The sequence below is a fragment of the Kitasatospora sp. NPDC056138 genome, from assembly GCF_042264695.1.
Taxonomy (GTDB): Bacteria; Actinomycetota; Actinomycetes; order Streptomycetales; family Streptomycetaceae; genus Kitasatospora.
On sequence record NZ_JBHJVK010000023.1, the window covers coordinates 98,863 to 113,536 of the forward strand.

General features: G+C 72.8%; 14 protein-coding genes and 1 pseudogene. 7 read left to right on the forward strand and 8 right to left on the reverse strand.

The window, feature by feature from the left end; genetic code table 11:
• Nucleotides 1–4: 4 nt before the first annotated feature.
• The 3 genes from dapF to miaA form a co-directional block, all read right to left on the reverse strand.
• Nucleotides 5–910, reverse strand: coding sequence for a diaminopimelate epimerase (gene dapF, locus ACFC1R_RS16850; RefSeq protein WP_375939166.1), 906 nt, complete (start codon nucleotides 908–910; stop codon nucleotides 5–7).
• Nucleotides 911–1,008: 98 nt separating this feature from the next.
• Complete coding sequence (locus tag ACFC1R_RS16855; RefSeq protein WP_375939168.1) at nucleotides 1,009–1,497, reverse strand: hypothetical protein; 489 nt, start codon at nucleotides 1,495–1,497, stop codon at nucleotides 1,009–1,011.
• 239 nt (nucleotides 1,498–1,736) lie between these two features.
• Nucleotides 1,737–2,687: a tRNA (adenosine(37)-N6)-dimethylallyltransferase MiaA gene (miaA, locus tag ACFC1R_RS16860; protein WP_375939170.1), complete on the reverse strand. Its 951-nt coding sequence runs from the start codon at nucleotides 2,685–2,687 to the stop codon at nucleotides 1,737–1,739.
• An 83-nt stretch (nucleotides 2,688–2,770) separates the two neighbouring features.
• Here miaA and ACFC1R_RS16865 point away from each other — a divergent pair, with 83 nt between their 5' ends.
• Nucleotides 2,771–3,055: an antitoxin gene (locus tag ACFC1R_RS16865; protein WP_375939172.1), complete on the forward strand. Its 285-nt coding sequence runs from the start codon at nucleotides 2,771–2,773 to the stop codon at nucleotides 3,053–3,055.
• Nucleotides 3,056–3,091: 36 nt separating this feature from the next.
• On the opposite strand, the gene ACFC1R_RS16870 is transcribed toward ACFC1R_RS16865, so the two are convergent.
• Together ACFC1R_RS16870 and miaB are read right to left on the reverse strand one after the other, a co-directional pair.
• Entirely contained in the window at nucleotides 3,092–3,790 is a 699-nt protein-coding gene (locus ACFC1R_RS16870) for a class III extradiol dioxygenase subunit B-like domain-containing protein (protein WP_375939174.1), read from the reverse strand.
• Between the two features lie 125 nt (nucleotides 3,791–3,915).
• Nucleotides 3,916–5,415 (reverse strand): tRNA (N6-isopentenyl adenosine(37)-C2)-methylthiotransferase MiaB, encoded by a 1,500-nt coding sequence (gene miaB / locus ACFC1R_RS16875; RefSeq protein WP_375939176.1) that lies wholly within the window; start codon nucleotides 5,413–5,415, stop codon nucleotides 3,916–3,918.
• 78 nt (nucleotides 5,416–5,493) lie between these two features.
• On the opposite strand from miaB, the gene ACFC1R_RS16880 reads away from it, so the two are divergent.
• The gene (locus ACFC1R_RS16880; protein ID WP_375939178.1) at nucleotides 5,494–6,504 is read left to right on the forward strand and encodes a TAXI family TRAP transporter solute-binding subunit; all 1,011 of its coding nucleotides are present in this window, start codon (nucleotides 5,494–5,496) and stop codon (nucleotides 6,502–6,504) included.
• Between the two features lie 68 nt (nucleotides 6,505–6,572).
• Here ACFC1R_RS16880 and ACFC1R_RS16885 read toward each other — a convergent pair whose 3' ends face one another.
• Complete coding sequence (locus ACFC1R_RS16885) at nucleotides 6,573–8,000, reverse strand: sensor histidine kinase (RefSeq protein ID WP_375939180.1); 1,428 nt, start codon at nucleotides 7,998–8,000, stop codon at nucleotides 6,573–6,575.
• A gap of 6 nt (nucleotides 8,001–8,006) precedes the next feature.
• Nucleotides 8,007–8,747: a response regulator transcription factor gene (locus ACFC1R_RS16890; RefSeq protein ID WP_375939182.1), complete on the reverse strand. Its 741-nt coding sequence runs from the start codon at nucleotides 8,745–8,747 to the stop codon at nucleotides 8,007–8,009.
• A 377-nt stretch (nucleotides 8,748–9,124) separates the two neighbouring features.
• On the opposite strand from ACFC1R_RS16890, the gene ACFC1R_RS16895 reads away from it, so the two are divergent.
• The 5 genes from ACFC1R_RS16895 to ACFC1R_RS16915 all read left to right on the forward strand — a co-directional run bounded on the left by ACFC1R_RS16895 (nucleotide 9,125) and on the right by ACFC1R_RS16915 (nucleotide 14,400).
• Entirely contained in the window at nucleotides 9,125–9,892 is a 768-nt protein-coding gene (locus ACFC1R_RS16895; RefSeq protein WP_375939184.1) for an amino acid ABC transporter ATP-binding protein, read from the forward strand.
• Nucleotides 9,893–10,048: 156 nt separating this feature from the next.
• Nucleotides 10,049–10,963 carry a glutamate ABC transporter substrate-binding protein gene (locus ACFC1R_RS16900; RefSeq protein WP_375939186.1) on the forward strand — a complete coding sequence of 305 codons (915 nt, stop codon included), beginning with the start codon at nucleotides 10,049–10,051 and terminating at the stop codon, nucleotides 10,961–10,963.
• Between the two features lie 70 nt (nucleotides 10,964–11,033).
• On the forward strand, nucleotides 11,034–11,684 hold the full coding sequence (locus ACFC1R_RS16905; RefSeq protein WP_375939188.1) for an amino acid ABC transporter permease: 651 nt from the start codon (nucleotides 11,034–11,036) through the stop codon (nucleotides 11,682–11,684).
• Entirely contained in the window at nucleotides 11,681–12,517 is an 837-nt protein-coding gene (locus ACFC1R_RS16910) for an amino acid ABC transporter permease (protein WP_375939190.1), read from the forward strand. The genes ACFC1R_RS16905 and ACFC1R_RS16910 overlap by 4 nt, the downstream gene beginning before the upstream one ends.
• Nucleotides 12,518–12,684: 167 nt before the next feature.
• Nucleotides 12,685–14,400 (forward strand): FAD-dependent monooxygenase, encoded by a 1,716-nt coding sequence (locus ACFC1R_RS16915; RefSeq protein WP_375939192.1) that lies wholly within the window; start codon nucleotides 12,685–12,687, stop codon nucleotides 14,398–14,400.
• Between the two features lie 7 nt (nucleotides 14,401–14,407).
• On the opposite strand, the pseudogene ACFC1R_RS16920 reads toward ACFC1R_RS16915, so the two are convergent.
• Nucleotides 14,408–14,674 (reverse strand): annotated as a pseudogene (locus ACFC1R_RS16920) (transposase); the annotation flags it as partial.

The window sequence follows — 14,674 nt, forward strand, 5'->3', positions numbered from 1 at the left end:
GGGATCAGCCCGGCAGGTCGCCCAGCCAGGCCGGGTCGATCGTACCGGTGGCGACGATCTCCGCCGGGCCGGTCTTCTCGACCCGGCCGTCCGGGTGCTCGGTGATGACCAGGCGTCCGCCCAGCACGTCCACGGTGTAGGTGACCGCCTCGCCGGTCAGGGCCGGGTCCAGCCCGTCCCGCCGCGCCGTGGCGACCGCGACCGCGCAGGCGCCCGTACCGCAGGACCGCGTCTCGCCCGAGCCCCGCTCGTGCACCCGCATGGCGACGTGCCTCGGCCCCCGGTCCACCACGAACTCGACGTTGACGCCCTCGGGGTACGCGCCCTCGGGCGTGGTGCGCGGCGCCGCCAGCAGATCGCCCGCCTGGTCGAGGTCGGCGACGAAGGCGACCGCGTGCGGGTTGCCCATGTTCACGTTCAGGGCGGGCCAGCTGCGGCTGCCGACCGCGACCTCGATCCCGTCCGGGCCGGGCAGCAGCACACGGCCCATGTCCACGGTGACATCACCGGGCGTGCCGTCGGCGGCGTCCTCGGCGATCACCACCTGCCGCACCCCGGCCCGGGTCGCGACCGCCAGCCGCCCCGGCCCGGCCAGTCCGGCATGGACCAGGTAGCGCGCGAAGACCCGTACCCCGTTGCCGCACATCTCGGCGATCGAACCGTCGGAGTTGCGGTAGTCCATGAACCACTCGGCCCGGTCGGCCTGCCCTGCGGCGTCCGGGTCGGCGGCGGAGCGCACCACCCGCAGCAGCCCGTCGCCGCCGATGCCGGCCCGGCGGTCGCACAGCCGGGCGACCACGGCCGGACCGAGGTCCAGCAGGCCGTCCGGGTCGGGGATGATCACGAAGTCGTTCTGGGTCCCGTGGCCCTTGAGGAAGGGCAGGCCCGTCACGGTAGCGGAAGCACTCACAGTGCCGATGGTACTGACCGGCCGCCCGCCCCGGTCACCCCGTCCGGCCCTCGAACGGCCCGCAGGGGCCGGGGCCTCAGCCGGGGCCCGCCCGGGCCTCAGCCGCTGAGGTGGACGACCCGCCAGACCGCCAGCACCACCGAGACGGCCGCGACCAGGGTGTAGACCGCGATGGCCCGGCGGCTGGCCCGGCGGCCGGTGCCCCGGCGCGGCAGTCCGGGCCACTTGTACCCGGCGACCCTGGCCGCCATCGCACCCCAGCCGACCGAGGCGGCGGTGAGCAGCAGACCGAGCATCCCGATCATGGCCGAGGCGCTGTCGCTCGACCCGAAGGCGAGCGGGAAGGCGAACATCAGCGAGCCGAGGGTGGCGACCAGGACGATCGGCAGGATCTGCCACCAGCGCAGCCTGCGCCTGGGCCGGATCTCCCGCTCGTGCACCACACCGGGCGCCGCCAGGTCCGTGATCGCGGGCAGGGCGACGGCGTACGAGGTGGTCGGCACGGCCAGTTCGGGCAGCGTGATCTCGGCGCTCTCGTCGGCGCCGTTCGGCAGCTGCTCGATCTCGGGGCCGGTACCCGGCGACACGCCGCCTCCCCTGACGGTTCGACACGAGCTCGCGGACTCGTGAACGGTGAGGTCGGCCAGCGTGACTGACCTCAGATGCTCTCGATGATGGCATGTCCGGGGATTGCCACAGGGCGTCCCGAGGGGTCGGCGGGTGATCCGTGGCCAGGACGTGATGCGGCCGTAACCGCCGGTTCGCCATGCACATGCAGTTGCACCGCCCAATGGCCGGAATCGACCCGGTCTGAGGCCGAATCAGATCAGCGGCGGTCGTCGGCTCGGCCCGCGATCAGATCCAGCGACCGTCCGAGCAGCTCGACCGGGTCCGCCCCGGCGGGCCGGTCCAGCCAGTGGATCCGGTCGTCCCGGCGGAACCAGGACTCCTGGCGGCGGGCGAACCGCCTGGTCGCCCGGACCGTCTCGGCGCGGGCCTCGTCCTCGGTGCACTCGCCGGCGAAGTGGTCGAGCACCTGCTGGTAGCCGAGCGCCCGGCCGGCCGTCCGGCCCTCGCGCAGACCGAGCTTCTCCAGTTCCCTGACCTCGTCCAGGAGTCCCGCCGCCCACATCCGGTCGACCCGCAGCGCGATCCGCTCGTCCAGCTCGGGACGCGGCACCCGGACGCCGATCTGGACCGTCTCGTACACCGAGTGGTGGCCCGGCAGGTTGGCCGTGAACGGGCGGCCGGTGATCTCGATGACCTCCAGCGCCCGGACGATCCGGCGGCCGTTGCTCGGCAGGATCGCCTCGGCGGCAGCCGGGTCGAGGCCGGCGAGCCGGCCGTGCAGCGCACCGGATCCGGACTCCGCCAGCTCCTCCTCCAGCCGGGCCCGCACCCCGGCGTCGGTGCCCGGGAACTCCATCTCGTCGATCGCCGCCCGGACGTACAGGCCGGAGCCGCCGACCAGGACCGGGGTCAGCCCGGCCGCGAGCAGCCGGTCGATCTCGGCCCGGGCGAGGCGCTGGTACTCGGCGACGCTGGCGGCCCGGGTGACGTCCCAGATGTCCAGCAGGTGGTGCGGGATGCCGCCGCGCTCGGTCTCGGTGAGCTTGGCGGTGCCGATGTCCATGCCCCGGTACAGCTGCATGGAGTCGGTGTTGATCACCTCGCCGCCGAGGCTGCGGGCGATGGCGACCGCCAGGTCGGACTTTCCGGCGGCGGTCGCGCCGACCACGGAGACGACACGGGGCGGGGTGACAGGGGAGCTACTCACGGCTCCAGTCTCGCAAAGTCGCGGGCGCCACCGTCCGGCGGTACTGGAGAACGCTCCGGAGAACAACGAGGGTGTTCCCGGCGTTGAACCATTCGGAACAGCCGACGCACGAGGAGAGCGAGACTGCCATGGGCCTGATGGACAACCTCAAGGGCAAGGCCGAGGAGCTCAAGGAGAAGGCCAGCGAGCTCGCGGGCAAGCACAACGAGAAGATCGACGAGGTGGTGGAGAAGGCCGGCCACGCCGTGGACAAGGCGACCAAGCACAAGTACACGGACAAGATCGAGCACGGCACGGCCAAGACCAAGGAGGCCGTGGACGGCTTCGCCACCAAGCCCAAGGACGAGGACCAGCCCCCGGCCCACTGATCCGCTCCCCGGCTGCCGGGCGCCGGGGCGAGGGGGTCAGCGCCAGCTGGCCACGTAGTAGCCGACCCCGTACGGGGCCTCGGCGTAGCGCAGTCGCGCGCCGAGGCCCGCGCCCCTGGCTGCTCCCGCCAGGACCTGCCAGGGGGCGCGGCCGTCGGCCAGCAGCTCGGCCGCGAGCACGGGGTCGAGGGCGGCGAGCGCCTCGGTGTCGGCGGCACCCAGGGCCCGGGCGCAGGCCGCGTCGAAGTCCTCGGCACGCTCGTCCAGGTAGCCGGGGGCCTTGACCGAACGGCAGGCGCTGCCGTCTCCCAGCACCAGCAGGCCGACCCGGTCGGCGAGCTCGGCCAGGCCCTCGCCCAGGCCGAGCATCCGCGCGGGCGGCGCGTCGGCGGGCACCGCGCAGGCGTGCGTGGGCAGGTCGGCGCGGGCCTCGGTCAGCAGCCAGGCGCCGAGGGTGAGCGAGGGGGCGAGCTGCGGCCCCTCGACACCGCCGGAGGGCAGCCGGACCGCCAGGTCGACGCCGTAGCGGCGGAAGGACCCCGCGCCGCCCTCGGTCCACACCTCGGCCTGCGGCCCGGTACCGACCACCACGATCAGTTCGGCACCCGAGTCGAGCAGCTCACGGACCGCCTCCGCGCACGCGGTCCGCAGCGGCTCCAGTTCGGGTGCGGCCCCGGCGGCCACCTCCGGTACGAGCAGCGGGGGGCAGGGGCAGACGGCGGCGGCAACCAGCATGTCGATCACTCTAGCCGTGCCGGTCCCGCCGGCCGCGCCGTCCGGCAGGATCCCCGCCACCCGCGCGGCAACCCGGTCCGGGCCGCCCCGGCAGCGGGGCCGGGGCGGAGCGGGTCGTCAGGGCGTCAGCAGGTGCTGCAGCCGTTGCTCGGTGCGGCGGCCTGCGGCGCGGGCGCACCGATCGTGGGCAGGCCGAGCATCACGCCGGCCGGCTTCCCGGCCGGGGCGGCCTGCCGCTTCTCCCACGCGTCGCCCGCCCGGGTCCGGCGCACGGCCAGCGTGGGCCCCTCGGCGAGCAGGTGGTGCGGAGCGGCGTAGGTGATCTCGACGGTCACCATGTCCCCGGGCCGTACCGGCTCCGCAGGCCGGCTGAAGTGGACCAGCCGGTTGTCGGGGGCACGGCCGGAGAGCCGGTCGGTGCGGTCGTCCTTCTTGCCCTCGCCCTCGGCGACCAGGATCTCCAGGGTGCGGCCGACCTGCTTCTTGTTCTCCTCCCAGGAGATCTCCTCCTGGAGGGCGATCAGCCGGTCGTAGCGCGCCTGCACCACGGCCTTGGGGATCTGGTTCTCCATCTCGGCGGCGGGGGTCCCGGGCCGCTTGGAGTACTGGAAGGTGAAGGCGTTGGTGAAGCGGGCCTCGCGGACCGTGTGCATGGTCTGCTCGAAGTCCTCCTCGGTCTCGCCGGGGAAGCCCACGATGATGTCGGTCGAGATGGCGGCGTCCGGCATCGCCTCGCGGACCTTCCGGATGATCCCGAGGAAGCGTTCCTGCCGGTACGAGCGGCGCATCGCCTTCAGCACGGTGTCCGAGCCGGACTGCAGCGGCATGTGCAGCTGGTGCATCACGTTCGGGGTCTCGGCCATCGCGGCGATCACGTCGTCGGTGAAGTCGCGCGGGTGCGGCGAGGTGAACCTCACCCGCTCCAGGCCCTCGATCTGCCCGCAGGCGCGCAGCAGCTTGGAGAACGCCTCGCGGTCGCCCAGGTCGGAGCCGTACGCGTTGACGTTCTGGCCGAGCAGGGTGACCTCGACGACGCCCTCGGCGACCAGCGCCTCGATCTCGGCGAGGATGTCGCCGGGACGGCGGTCCTCCTCCTTGCCGCGCAGCGCGGGGACGATGCAGAAGGTGCAGGTGTTGTTGCAGCCGACCGAGATGGCCACCCAGGCCGCGTAGGCGGACTCGCGGCGGGTGGGGAGCGTGGAGGGGAAGGTCTCCAGCGACTCCAGGATCTCGACCTGGGCCTTGCGCTCGACGGCGGCGCGCTCCAGCAGGGCGGGCAGGTGGCCGATGTTGTGGGTGCCGAAGACCACGTCGACCCAGGGTGCCTTCCGCACGATGGTGTCGCGGTCCTTCTGCGCCAGGCAGCCGCCGACGGCGATCTGCATGCCCTTGTGGCGGCTCTTGACGGGCGCGAGCTGGCCGAGGTTGCCGTACAGCTTGTTGTCGGCGTTCTCCCGCACCGCACAGGTGTTGAAGACGACCAGGTCAGGGTCGTCACCACCCTGCTCGGCCTTCACGTATCCGGCGTCCTCCAGCAGCCCGGCGAGGCGCTCGGAGTCGTGGACGTTCATCTGGCAGCCGTACGTGACGACCTTGTAGCTCTTGGAATCCTGGCTCGTACCCACGGACCCAAGCGTACGAGACCGCAGTCCACCCGCGTGACCCTCTCCCGATCATGGCCTGCGCCTGGCAGGATCCCCCGCATGACTTTCGCGCCGGGCACCGTGCTGCGCGTGGTGGCCCGCAGCCGGCTCGGCCGGGTGGCCGCCGCGCTGCTGCTGGTGGTCGGCGCGTTCACCGGCTGGTGGCTGAACACGTCGGGCACCACCGGCTACCCGGGAGGCCGGAGCGGGTTCGCGACCGGCGTATCGCGCGGGGTCTACGACCGCTACGGGGTGCTGCTGCGCGACTACCTGGGCCAGCACCTGCCCGCCCTGAAGCTGCGGCTGGACAACTCCGAGGGGTCGATCGACAACCTGGAGCGGGTGGCCTCCGGCCGGGACGCCTTCGCCATAGCGACCGCCGACGCCGTCGCCGACTACCGGGGCCCGCAGAAGTCCCGGCTGCGGGGCATCGCCCGGCTGTACGACGACTACCTGCAACTGGTCGTCCCGGCGAGCTCACCGGTGCACAAGGCGGCGGACCTGCGCGGCCTGCGGGTGGGCGTCGGCCAGAGCCTGTCCGGCGTGAACCTGGTGACCCAGCGGCTGCTGACCGGCGCCGGCCTCGACCCGGAGCGCGACATCCACCCGGCGATGCTCGGTGTCGGTGACGCCGCCGACCAGCTGAAGGCGGGCGGGCTGGACGCCTTCTTCTGGTCCGGCGGGCTGCCGACCTCCGCACTCACCGACCTGTCCGAGCACTTCCCGATCCGGATCGTGCCGCTCGGCGACCTGGCCGAGTCGGTGCACCAGCAGGAGGGCGGCGGCACCGACGCGTACCGGGCCGCGACCATTCCGCCCGACGCCTACCCCAAGGCGCAGAACAGCGGCACGGCGGTGCCCACGCTCGCGGTGCCCAACCTCCTGGTGACCCGGGACGACGTCGATCCGCGCCTGGTGGAGGACCTGACCAGGGCGGTGATCGACAGCCGGGACGCGATCGGCGCCAAGGTGCACGCCGCCCAGCTGGTCGACCTGCGCACGGCCGTCTACACCGACCCCCTCCCGCTCCACGAGGGCGCCCGCCGGTACTACACCTCGGTCAAACCCTGAGGGAGCTCCCGGCGGCTCCGTCCGGGCCCGGGCCCCGCTCGCACCGGCGGGGCACTGCCACCGGGTGCTCAGCGCGGGCGGGGCACGGTGAGCGTCACCGCGAGACCGGTGGGCTCGACCGGGGCGAAGTCGAGCGAGCCGCCGGCTGCCAGCAGCAGGGTCCGGGCGATCGAGAGGCCCAGCCCGGAGCCGTCGATGTTCTGGTGCCTGGGGCTGCGCCAGAAGCGGTCGCCGATCCTGGCGAGCTCCTCCTCGGTGAGTCCGGGCCCGGCGTCGGTGACGGTCACGGCGACCTCGCGCTTGCGCATCGCGATCCCCAGCGTGATCCGTCCGCCGTCCGGGGTGAACTTGAGCGCGTTGTCGAGCACCGCGTCCAGCGCGCTGCCGAACCCGATCGGATCCGCCAGGCCGACCGCGGTGGCCGGCCCCTCCCAGTCCAGCTGCTGGCCGCGCTGACCGGCGACCGGCCGCCAGGCGTCGATCCTGGTGAGCACCAGGGCGGTGAGGTCGACCTGTTCGGCCTCGGGGCGGGCGTGCTCGGCGGTCGCCAGACCCAGCAGGTCGTCGAGCACCCGGGCCAGCCTGGCACCCTCCTCGCGGACACCGCCGAGTTCCTCCTCGTGCCCCTCGGGCAGTTCCATGCCGAGCAGTTCGACCCGCAGCAGCAGGGCGGCGAGCGGGTTGCGCAGCTGGTGCGAGGCGTCCGCGACGAACGCCCGCTGCTGGTCGAGGGCGAGCAGCACGTTGTCCGCCATGTGGTTGAACGAGCGCGCCAGCCGCCGGAGCTCGGGCGGCCCCGCGCTGGCGGCGACCCGCGCGTTCATCCGCCCGGTGGCGATGTCGTGGGTGGCCCGGTCCAGGGTGCGGACCGGGCGCAGCACCCAGTGGGTGAGCCGGACCGCCAGCAGCACCGCCACGATCATGGCGAGTGCCTCGCCCCCGCCGAGCACCATCCAGCGGTGCAGGATCCGGGCGCGCAGCGGCCCGGTCGGGGAGTCGGTGAGCACGACGGCGACCACGTCGCCGTCCCGGACCACCGGGGTGGCCACGGTGAGCGTCCGTTCCGGGGTCCAGGGCCAGACCTGCGGCGGGTTGTGGCTGCGGCGCCCGTCCAGCGCCTCCTGGAACGCCTGGGTACCGGCGCGGCTGTCCGGCACCCGCCAGCCGTCCGGCGCGCTGGCCGTGACGGCGCCGCTGCGCTGGAAGATGCCGATGCTGATGCCGTACAGACCGTGGTAGCGCGCGGCCTCCTGGGCCAGCGCGCTCCGGCGGCCCGCGTCGCCCGGGTCGGGCGTGGGGGCTCCCTTGATCGCGGTGTCCACGCCGAGGTAGCCCTGGGTGGGCAGGTCCTGGGCGAAACGGGCCGCGTCGTCGATCCGGTCGACCACCACCGCGCTCTGCTCGGCGGCCGCGATGAAGACCGCCAGCGGCACCCCGAGGGCCGCCAGCACGCAGGCCATCAGGGAGAGCAGGATGCCGAGCAGACGGTTGCGCACCTGCGGTCAGCGCCCCGGTTCGGTGGCGGCCGGACCGGCGGCGGGCTGCTCGGCGATCAGCCGGTAGCCGACGCCCCGGACGGCCTCGACCAGTCCGGGCAGGCCGAGCTTGTTGCGCAGCGAGCCGATGTGCACCTCCAGGGTGCGGCCGTTGCCCTCCCAGCCGCTGCGCCAGACCTCGCTGAAGATCTGCTCGCGCCGGTAGACCACGCCGGGGCTCTGCGCGAGCAGCGCCAGCAGGTCGAACTCCTTGCGGGTGAGCGGTACGTCGCGGCCGTCCACGCTGACCCGGCGGCGCTCCCGGTCGATCGAGACTCCGCGCGACTCCAGCGGGCCGGGCTGGGCCGGCTGGTCACCGGGCTCCGGTCCGGCACCGGCGGCCGGCCAGCGCCGGACCACCGCGTGGATCCGGGCGAGCAGCTCGCCCATGTCGTAGGGCTTGGTGATGTAGTCGTCGGCACCGAGGTTGAGGCCGTGGATCCGCGAGCGGACGTCGGCCCGCGCGGTCACCATGATCACCGGTACGCCGCTGTGCGCACGGATCCGGCTGCACACCTCGAAACCGTCCCGGTCGGGCAGCCCGAGGTCGAGCAGGACCACCCGGTACGGCTCGTTGCCGTCGGGCACCAGCGCGTCCAGGGCCTCGTGCCCGCTGCGGGCATGGCGGACCTGGAATCCGTGCCTGCCGAGCACGGCGACCAGCGCGGCGGCGACCCGTTCGTCGTCCTCGACGAGCAGCAGGCGCACCCCTGCCTCCTTTCCGTGGTCTGTCCCGTGAGGGAGCGGTCCGGGTCCGGCCCGGTCCTTGCGGAGTATGGTCGAGTCCGCCGCTTCCTGTCATCAGGCCGCCGCCGTCCGACTGTTCGCGCACGGCCGCTCACAGCGGCGCCGCCCCGCCCGGAGCGGGGTCTCGTGGCCACGGCGTGGATGATGCGTGGCCGGATCGTGATGCTCAAGTTCCCCTCAGATCGGCTGACATGACATCGTCGGCGCTTCTAGGGTCTGGCCCACCGGGGGCCGTTGGGCTCCGCCGGCTCTCGGCCCCCGGCATCCGCAGCACAGCACAGCACAGCACCGCAGCCCCGGGGGGACGCCCCGGGTCGGACCAGAGGGAGCACGGCGCGATGACCGAGACCACCGGCACCGACTCCCGGCCCGCGCCCCTGGTCGTGCTGAGCGGCGTCAACAAGCACTTCGGAGCGCTGCACGTGCTCCAGGACATCGACCTGGAGATCACCCGGGGCGAGGTGGTGGTGCTGATCGGTCCGTCCGGGTCCGGCAAGTCGACCCTGTGCCGGACGATCAACCGGCTGGAGACCATCGACTCCGGCACCATCACCGTCGACGGCCGGCCGCTGCCCGCCGAAGGACGCGAACTGGCCAAGCTGCGGGCCGAGGTCGGCATGGTGTTCCAGAGCTTCAACCTCTTCGCACACAAGACCGTGCTGGAGAACGTGGTGCTCGCCCAGGTCAAGGTCCGCGGCACAGCGCGGGGCGAGGCCGAGCGGACCGCCCGCGAGCTGCTGGAGCGGGTCGGGGTGAGCGCCCAGGCGGACAAGTACCCGGCCCAGCTCTCCGGCGGCCAGCAGCAGCGGGTGGCGATCGCCCGCGCGCTGGCCATGAAGCCCAAGGTGATGCTCTTCGACGAGCCCACCTCCGCCCTCGACCCCGAGATGGTCAACGAGGTGCTGGAGGTGATGCGTTCGCTCGCCGCCGAGGGCATGACGATGGTCGTGGTCACGCACGAGATGGGCTTCGCCCGCTCCGCGGCCAACCGCGTGCTGTTCATGGCGGACGGCCGGATCGTCGAGCAGAACACCCCCGAGGCGTTCTTCACCGCACCGCGCAGCGACCGGGCCAAGGACTTCCTTTCGAAGATCCTGCACCACTGAGACCGCAACTGATCTAGCGTCGTACCCGATTCCGGTGGAACCGGGCCCGAGGGCGTGCCCGCACCCGCCGGTGGTGGCGCGCGGGCACCGCGCCAGGAACTCCAAGCCCCAGCAGCCCGGTTGACCCGTGGCCAAGACCGAGGAGAGCAAACCCTCATGAGGACCCGTCGCACCATCGCCGCCGCCATGTCGGTCGTCGCCCTGACCGCCGTCGCGGCCTGCGGGAAGAGCGGTTCGCCGAGCGACTCCGCCGCCGGCGCCAACGCCCCGAAGCTCCCCACCTACCAGGTGAAGACCGACGTCAAGCTGGACGGCTCGAAGGCCTTCGCCGAGGCCAAGAAGCGCGGCAGGCTGATCATCGGCGCCAAGTCCGACCAGCCCTTCCTCGGCTTCGAGGACCTCTCGGCCGGTTCCGGCTCCAGCGCCCGCTCGGGCTTCGACATCGAGATCGCCAAGATGGTCGCCGCCGACCTCGGCTTCGGCCCGGACCAGATCGAGTGGAAGACGATCGTCTCCGCCAACCGCGAGAACGCCATCTCCGGCGGCCAGATCGACTACTACGTCGGCACCTACACCATCAACCCCGGCCGCAAGGAGCAGGTCTCCTTCGCCGGCCCCTACCTGGTGGCCGGCCAGGACCTGCTGGTGTCGAAGGACAACAAGGACATCACCGGTCCCGACTCGCTCAAGGACAAGTCCGTCTGCACCGTCACCGGCTCCACCTCGATCAAGAACATCGAGAAGTACGGCGCCAAGGTGACCAAGTACGAGGCGTACTCGCAGTGCGTGGACAAGCTGATGACCGGTGAGGTCGAAGCGGTCACCACCGACGACGCGATCCTCAAGGGCTACGCCGCCAAGAACCCCGACAAGCTCAAGGTGGTCGGCAAGCCCTTCACCCAGGAGCCGTACGGCGTCGGCCTGGCCAAGGACGACTCCGCCCTGCGCAACGCGATCAACGACGCGCTCAAGGCCCACGAGGACAACGGCGACTGGAAGAAGGCCTACGACGCCACCCTCGGCCTCTCCGGCGCCGCGGCCCCGGCCGTCCCCGCCCTCGACCGCTACTGAGCCACCCCCTGAAACTCCTTTGGTCTTCGACCACCTGACCGCCCCTTAGATCGAGAGGAGGGCCGCCGGCATGGGCATACTCTTCGAGGACGGCAACTTCGCGCTGTTCCGCGCCGGTTTTCTGCAGACGGTCGAACTCAGCGCGCTGAGCGCACTGCTCGCGTTGCTGATCGGCACCCTGCTGGCGGCCTTCCGGGTCTCCCCGGTACCCGCGCTCCGCGCCTTCGGCACCGTCTGGGTCAACGCCTTCCGCAACACCCCGCTGACCCTGCTGTTCTTCGCGGTGGCCTTCGGCCTTCCCCGGCTCGACGTCCACTTCTCCAGCTTCGTCTTCGCCGTGCTGGCGCTCGGCCTCTACACCGCCTCCTTCGTCTGCGAGGTGCTGCGCTCGGGGATCAACACCGTGCCGCTCGGACAGGCCGAGGCCGCCCGCAGCCTGGGCATGAACTTCGGCCAGACGCTCGGCCTGATCGTGCTGCCGCAGGCGGCCCGTTCCGTGCTCGGCCCGATGAGCAGCGTCTTCATCGCCCTGCCCAGGAACTCCGCGGTCGCCGGCGCGTTCAGCGTCTCCGAGCTCTTCAGCACCCAGCAGACCCTGACCGAACGCGGCTACAACATCTTCGCGATCTTCTTCTGGCTGGCCGCCGCCTACCTGTCCATCAGCGCGCTGGTCGCCGTGATCTTCCGTCTCCTGGAGAACCGACTGGCGGTGGCCCGATGAGCGCCTCGACCTCGACCGTCCTCTACGACGCCCCCGGCCCCCGGGCCAGGGCCCGTTACCGCGCCTTCGGCGTCCTGGCGGTGCTCGGCATCGCGGGCCTGCTCTGGTACGCGTACGACAGCCTGGCGGGTGCCGGGCAGTTCACCGCCGCGATGTGGGACCCGTTCCAGTACACCGCCGTGCAGCAGCGGATCGTCGACGGCCTGCTGAACACCCTGACCGCCTTCGGACTGGCCGCGGGCTTCTCGCTGGTGCTCGGCGCCCTGCTGGCGGCCGGGCGGCTCTCCGACCACCGGCCGGTGCGCGCGGTGGCCACGGCGGTCGTGCAGTTCTTCCGCGCGATGCCGCTGCTGATCATGATCTTCGCGCTGTACCACTCGGTGTTCACCACCTCACCGCTCTGGGCCCTGGTCACCGGACTGACGCTGTACAACGGCGCCGTCCAGGCCGAGATCATCCGCAGCGGCGTCAACGCGGTCCCGCGCGGCCAGGGCGAGGCCGCGTACGCGCTCGGCATGCGCAAGACCCAGGTGCTGTTCACCATCCTGGTCCCGCAGGCGGTCCGCTCGATGCTGCCGACGATCATCGGCCAGCTGGTGGTCACCCTCAAGGACACCTCGCTCGGCTTCCTGATCACCTACACCGAGCTGCTCTACGCCGGGAAGCTGATCGCCAGCAACACCTCCACCCCCGCGGGCTACCCCTACATCCCGGTCACCATCGTGATGAGCGTGATCTACATCGGCATGTGCCTGGCGCTGACGGCGCTGGCCAAGTGGATCGAGGCGCGCGGGCGCCGCGGCGCGAACCGGCGCACAACGGTCACTGCTTGACGGACACGCAGGCGGTCTGTTGCATTGCTCTTCGTGACACCACCCGGGACCTCCTGCACGGCAGTCGACGCCGCATCCGCCGCGTCCTGCGCACGCCCCGTGTGCCCGGAGGTCCCGGCACGCGCGGCAGCCCCCACCGGGCCCCGCGGCGGGACGGAGGTCCCCAAGTGGATCCCGTGATCGTGGTCGGCGCCGGCCCCGTCGGCCTGGCGCTGGCGCTCGCCCTGGCCCGGCACGAGGTGCCCAGCATCGTCCTGGACGAAGGCGCCGGCGTCTGCCCGGAAGGCCCGCGCAGCGTCGTCCTCGGCAGCGACAGCACCGCCCTGCTCACCCGCCTCGGCTACACCAGGGCCGCCTCCGACGCCGCCCGCTGGGACGCCCTCGGTATCTGGCGCCGCCGTTCCGAGGTGCTGCGGCTGGACCTGCGCGCCGACCCGGTGCTCCACCTGCCCCAGCACCGCATGCAGCGCGGCCTGCGGGACGCCGTGACCGCCACCCCGCTGATCCAGCTCACCCCGCTCAGCCGGGTCCTGGAACTCGAACAGGACCGGGACGGCGTCAGCGTGCGCACCCGCCACACCCAGGACGGCACCGAGACCTGGTGGCGCGGCAGCCACCTGGTCGGCTGCGACGGCGCCCGCTCCACCGTCCGCAAACTGCTCAAGGTCCGCTTCCCCGGCCGCCCCGCGGTGGACCGGCACGCCGTCGCCACCGTCCGCGTCGACCTGCCCTTCGCCGGAGAGGCGCGGCTGCACCGCGAACCCCCGTGGCGCGGCGACCGCGAGGCGTCCGCCCGGCCGCTGCCGGACGGCCTGTGGCGGCTCGACTGGCGGCTGCCCCCGGGCCGGCCGGCTGCCACCGCACCGGTCGATCCGCACGCCACCTGGCCCGGCATCGTCACCGGCGACACCCTGCTCGCGCGGGTGAAGTCCACCCTCACCGGCTGGTGCGGCGAACTCCCCCGGTACGAGCTGCTGGCCGCCGCCGACCACACCTACCAGCAGCGCCTCGCCGCCCGCTTCCGGGTCGGCCGCTGCTTCCTCGCCGGGGACGCCGCCCATCTGCACGGCGCGCTCGGCATGCAGAACCTCGTCGACGGCCTCCGGGACGCCGACAACCTCTCCTGGCGCCTCGCCCTCGCCTGGCACCTCCCCCCGGCGTCCGGCCGGGGGGAGGTGCATCTCGCCTCGCTCGCCGGCGGACCGCAGTCCGGCGGCTCCCTGCTCGACGGGTACGAGGCCGAGCGGCGCGGCGCGGTCGGCGCCCGACTGCGCGCGGTCGACCAGGCCATGCCGCTGCTGCGGCCACTGCGCGGCTGGCAGCAGACCAGGCGCTCGCTGCTCACCGGCTCCTTCCGCAAGCACGCCCCGCTGCTCGCCGACGGCCAGCTCGGCACCGGCCGCTTCGGCGGCGCGCCCGCGTACCCGGCGGCGCCGTCCGGCGTGCCCGGCCGGGTACCGGTGCAGCGCGGGACCGGGCGGGGCACCACGCTCAGTGAGAACCTGCCCGCGACCGCGCCCGGCGTCCTCGTACCCGACCTCCCCGTGGTCACCACCGAAGGGGCCGCCGACTCGCTGCGGGCCCGGCTGGGCGCCGGGTTCCTGCTGCTGCTGGTGGCGCCCGGCACCACCGTGTGGGCCTCCCAGCACTGGCTGGGTGCCGGACTGATGCCCCAGCTCTGCGAGGTCGCGGCGGCGCTGCCGGTACCCGCCGAGGTCCTGGTCACCGAGGAGTACCCGGGCGCCGAGCCGCACACCGTGCTGCTGATCCGCCCCGACGGCCACCTGGTCGGCACCACCCACGGCTGCCGCAGCGACGACCTCCGGGCGCTGGCCGACCGCGCCCGCGGCGGACCGCCCTCACTGGCCGGCGCGGAGAACTAGTGCCGCATCAGGCAACGTTCGCCCTGGTGACGACTTCGCGTAGGCGCTCGTCGGCGGCGTGCTTGTTCCGCCAGATGATGTAGCGGCGGATCATGCTGCCCTGTTCTTTGTGGCTGGCGTGGTCGGTGCCGTCGAGGGCGAAGTAGCGAAGGGCGGTGAACTGGGCCTCGATCCGGTTCAGCCAGGAGCTGTTGGTCGGGGTGTAGGCGATCTCCACGTTGTTCGCCGCCGCCCACGTCCCGACCCGCTGGCACCGCTTCGTCGTCAGGTGCGG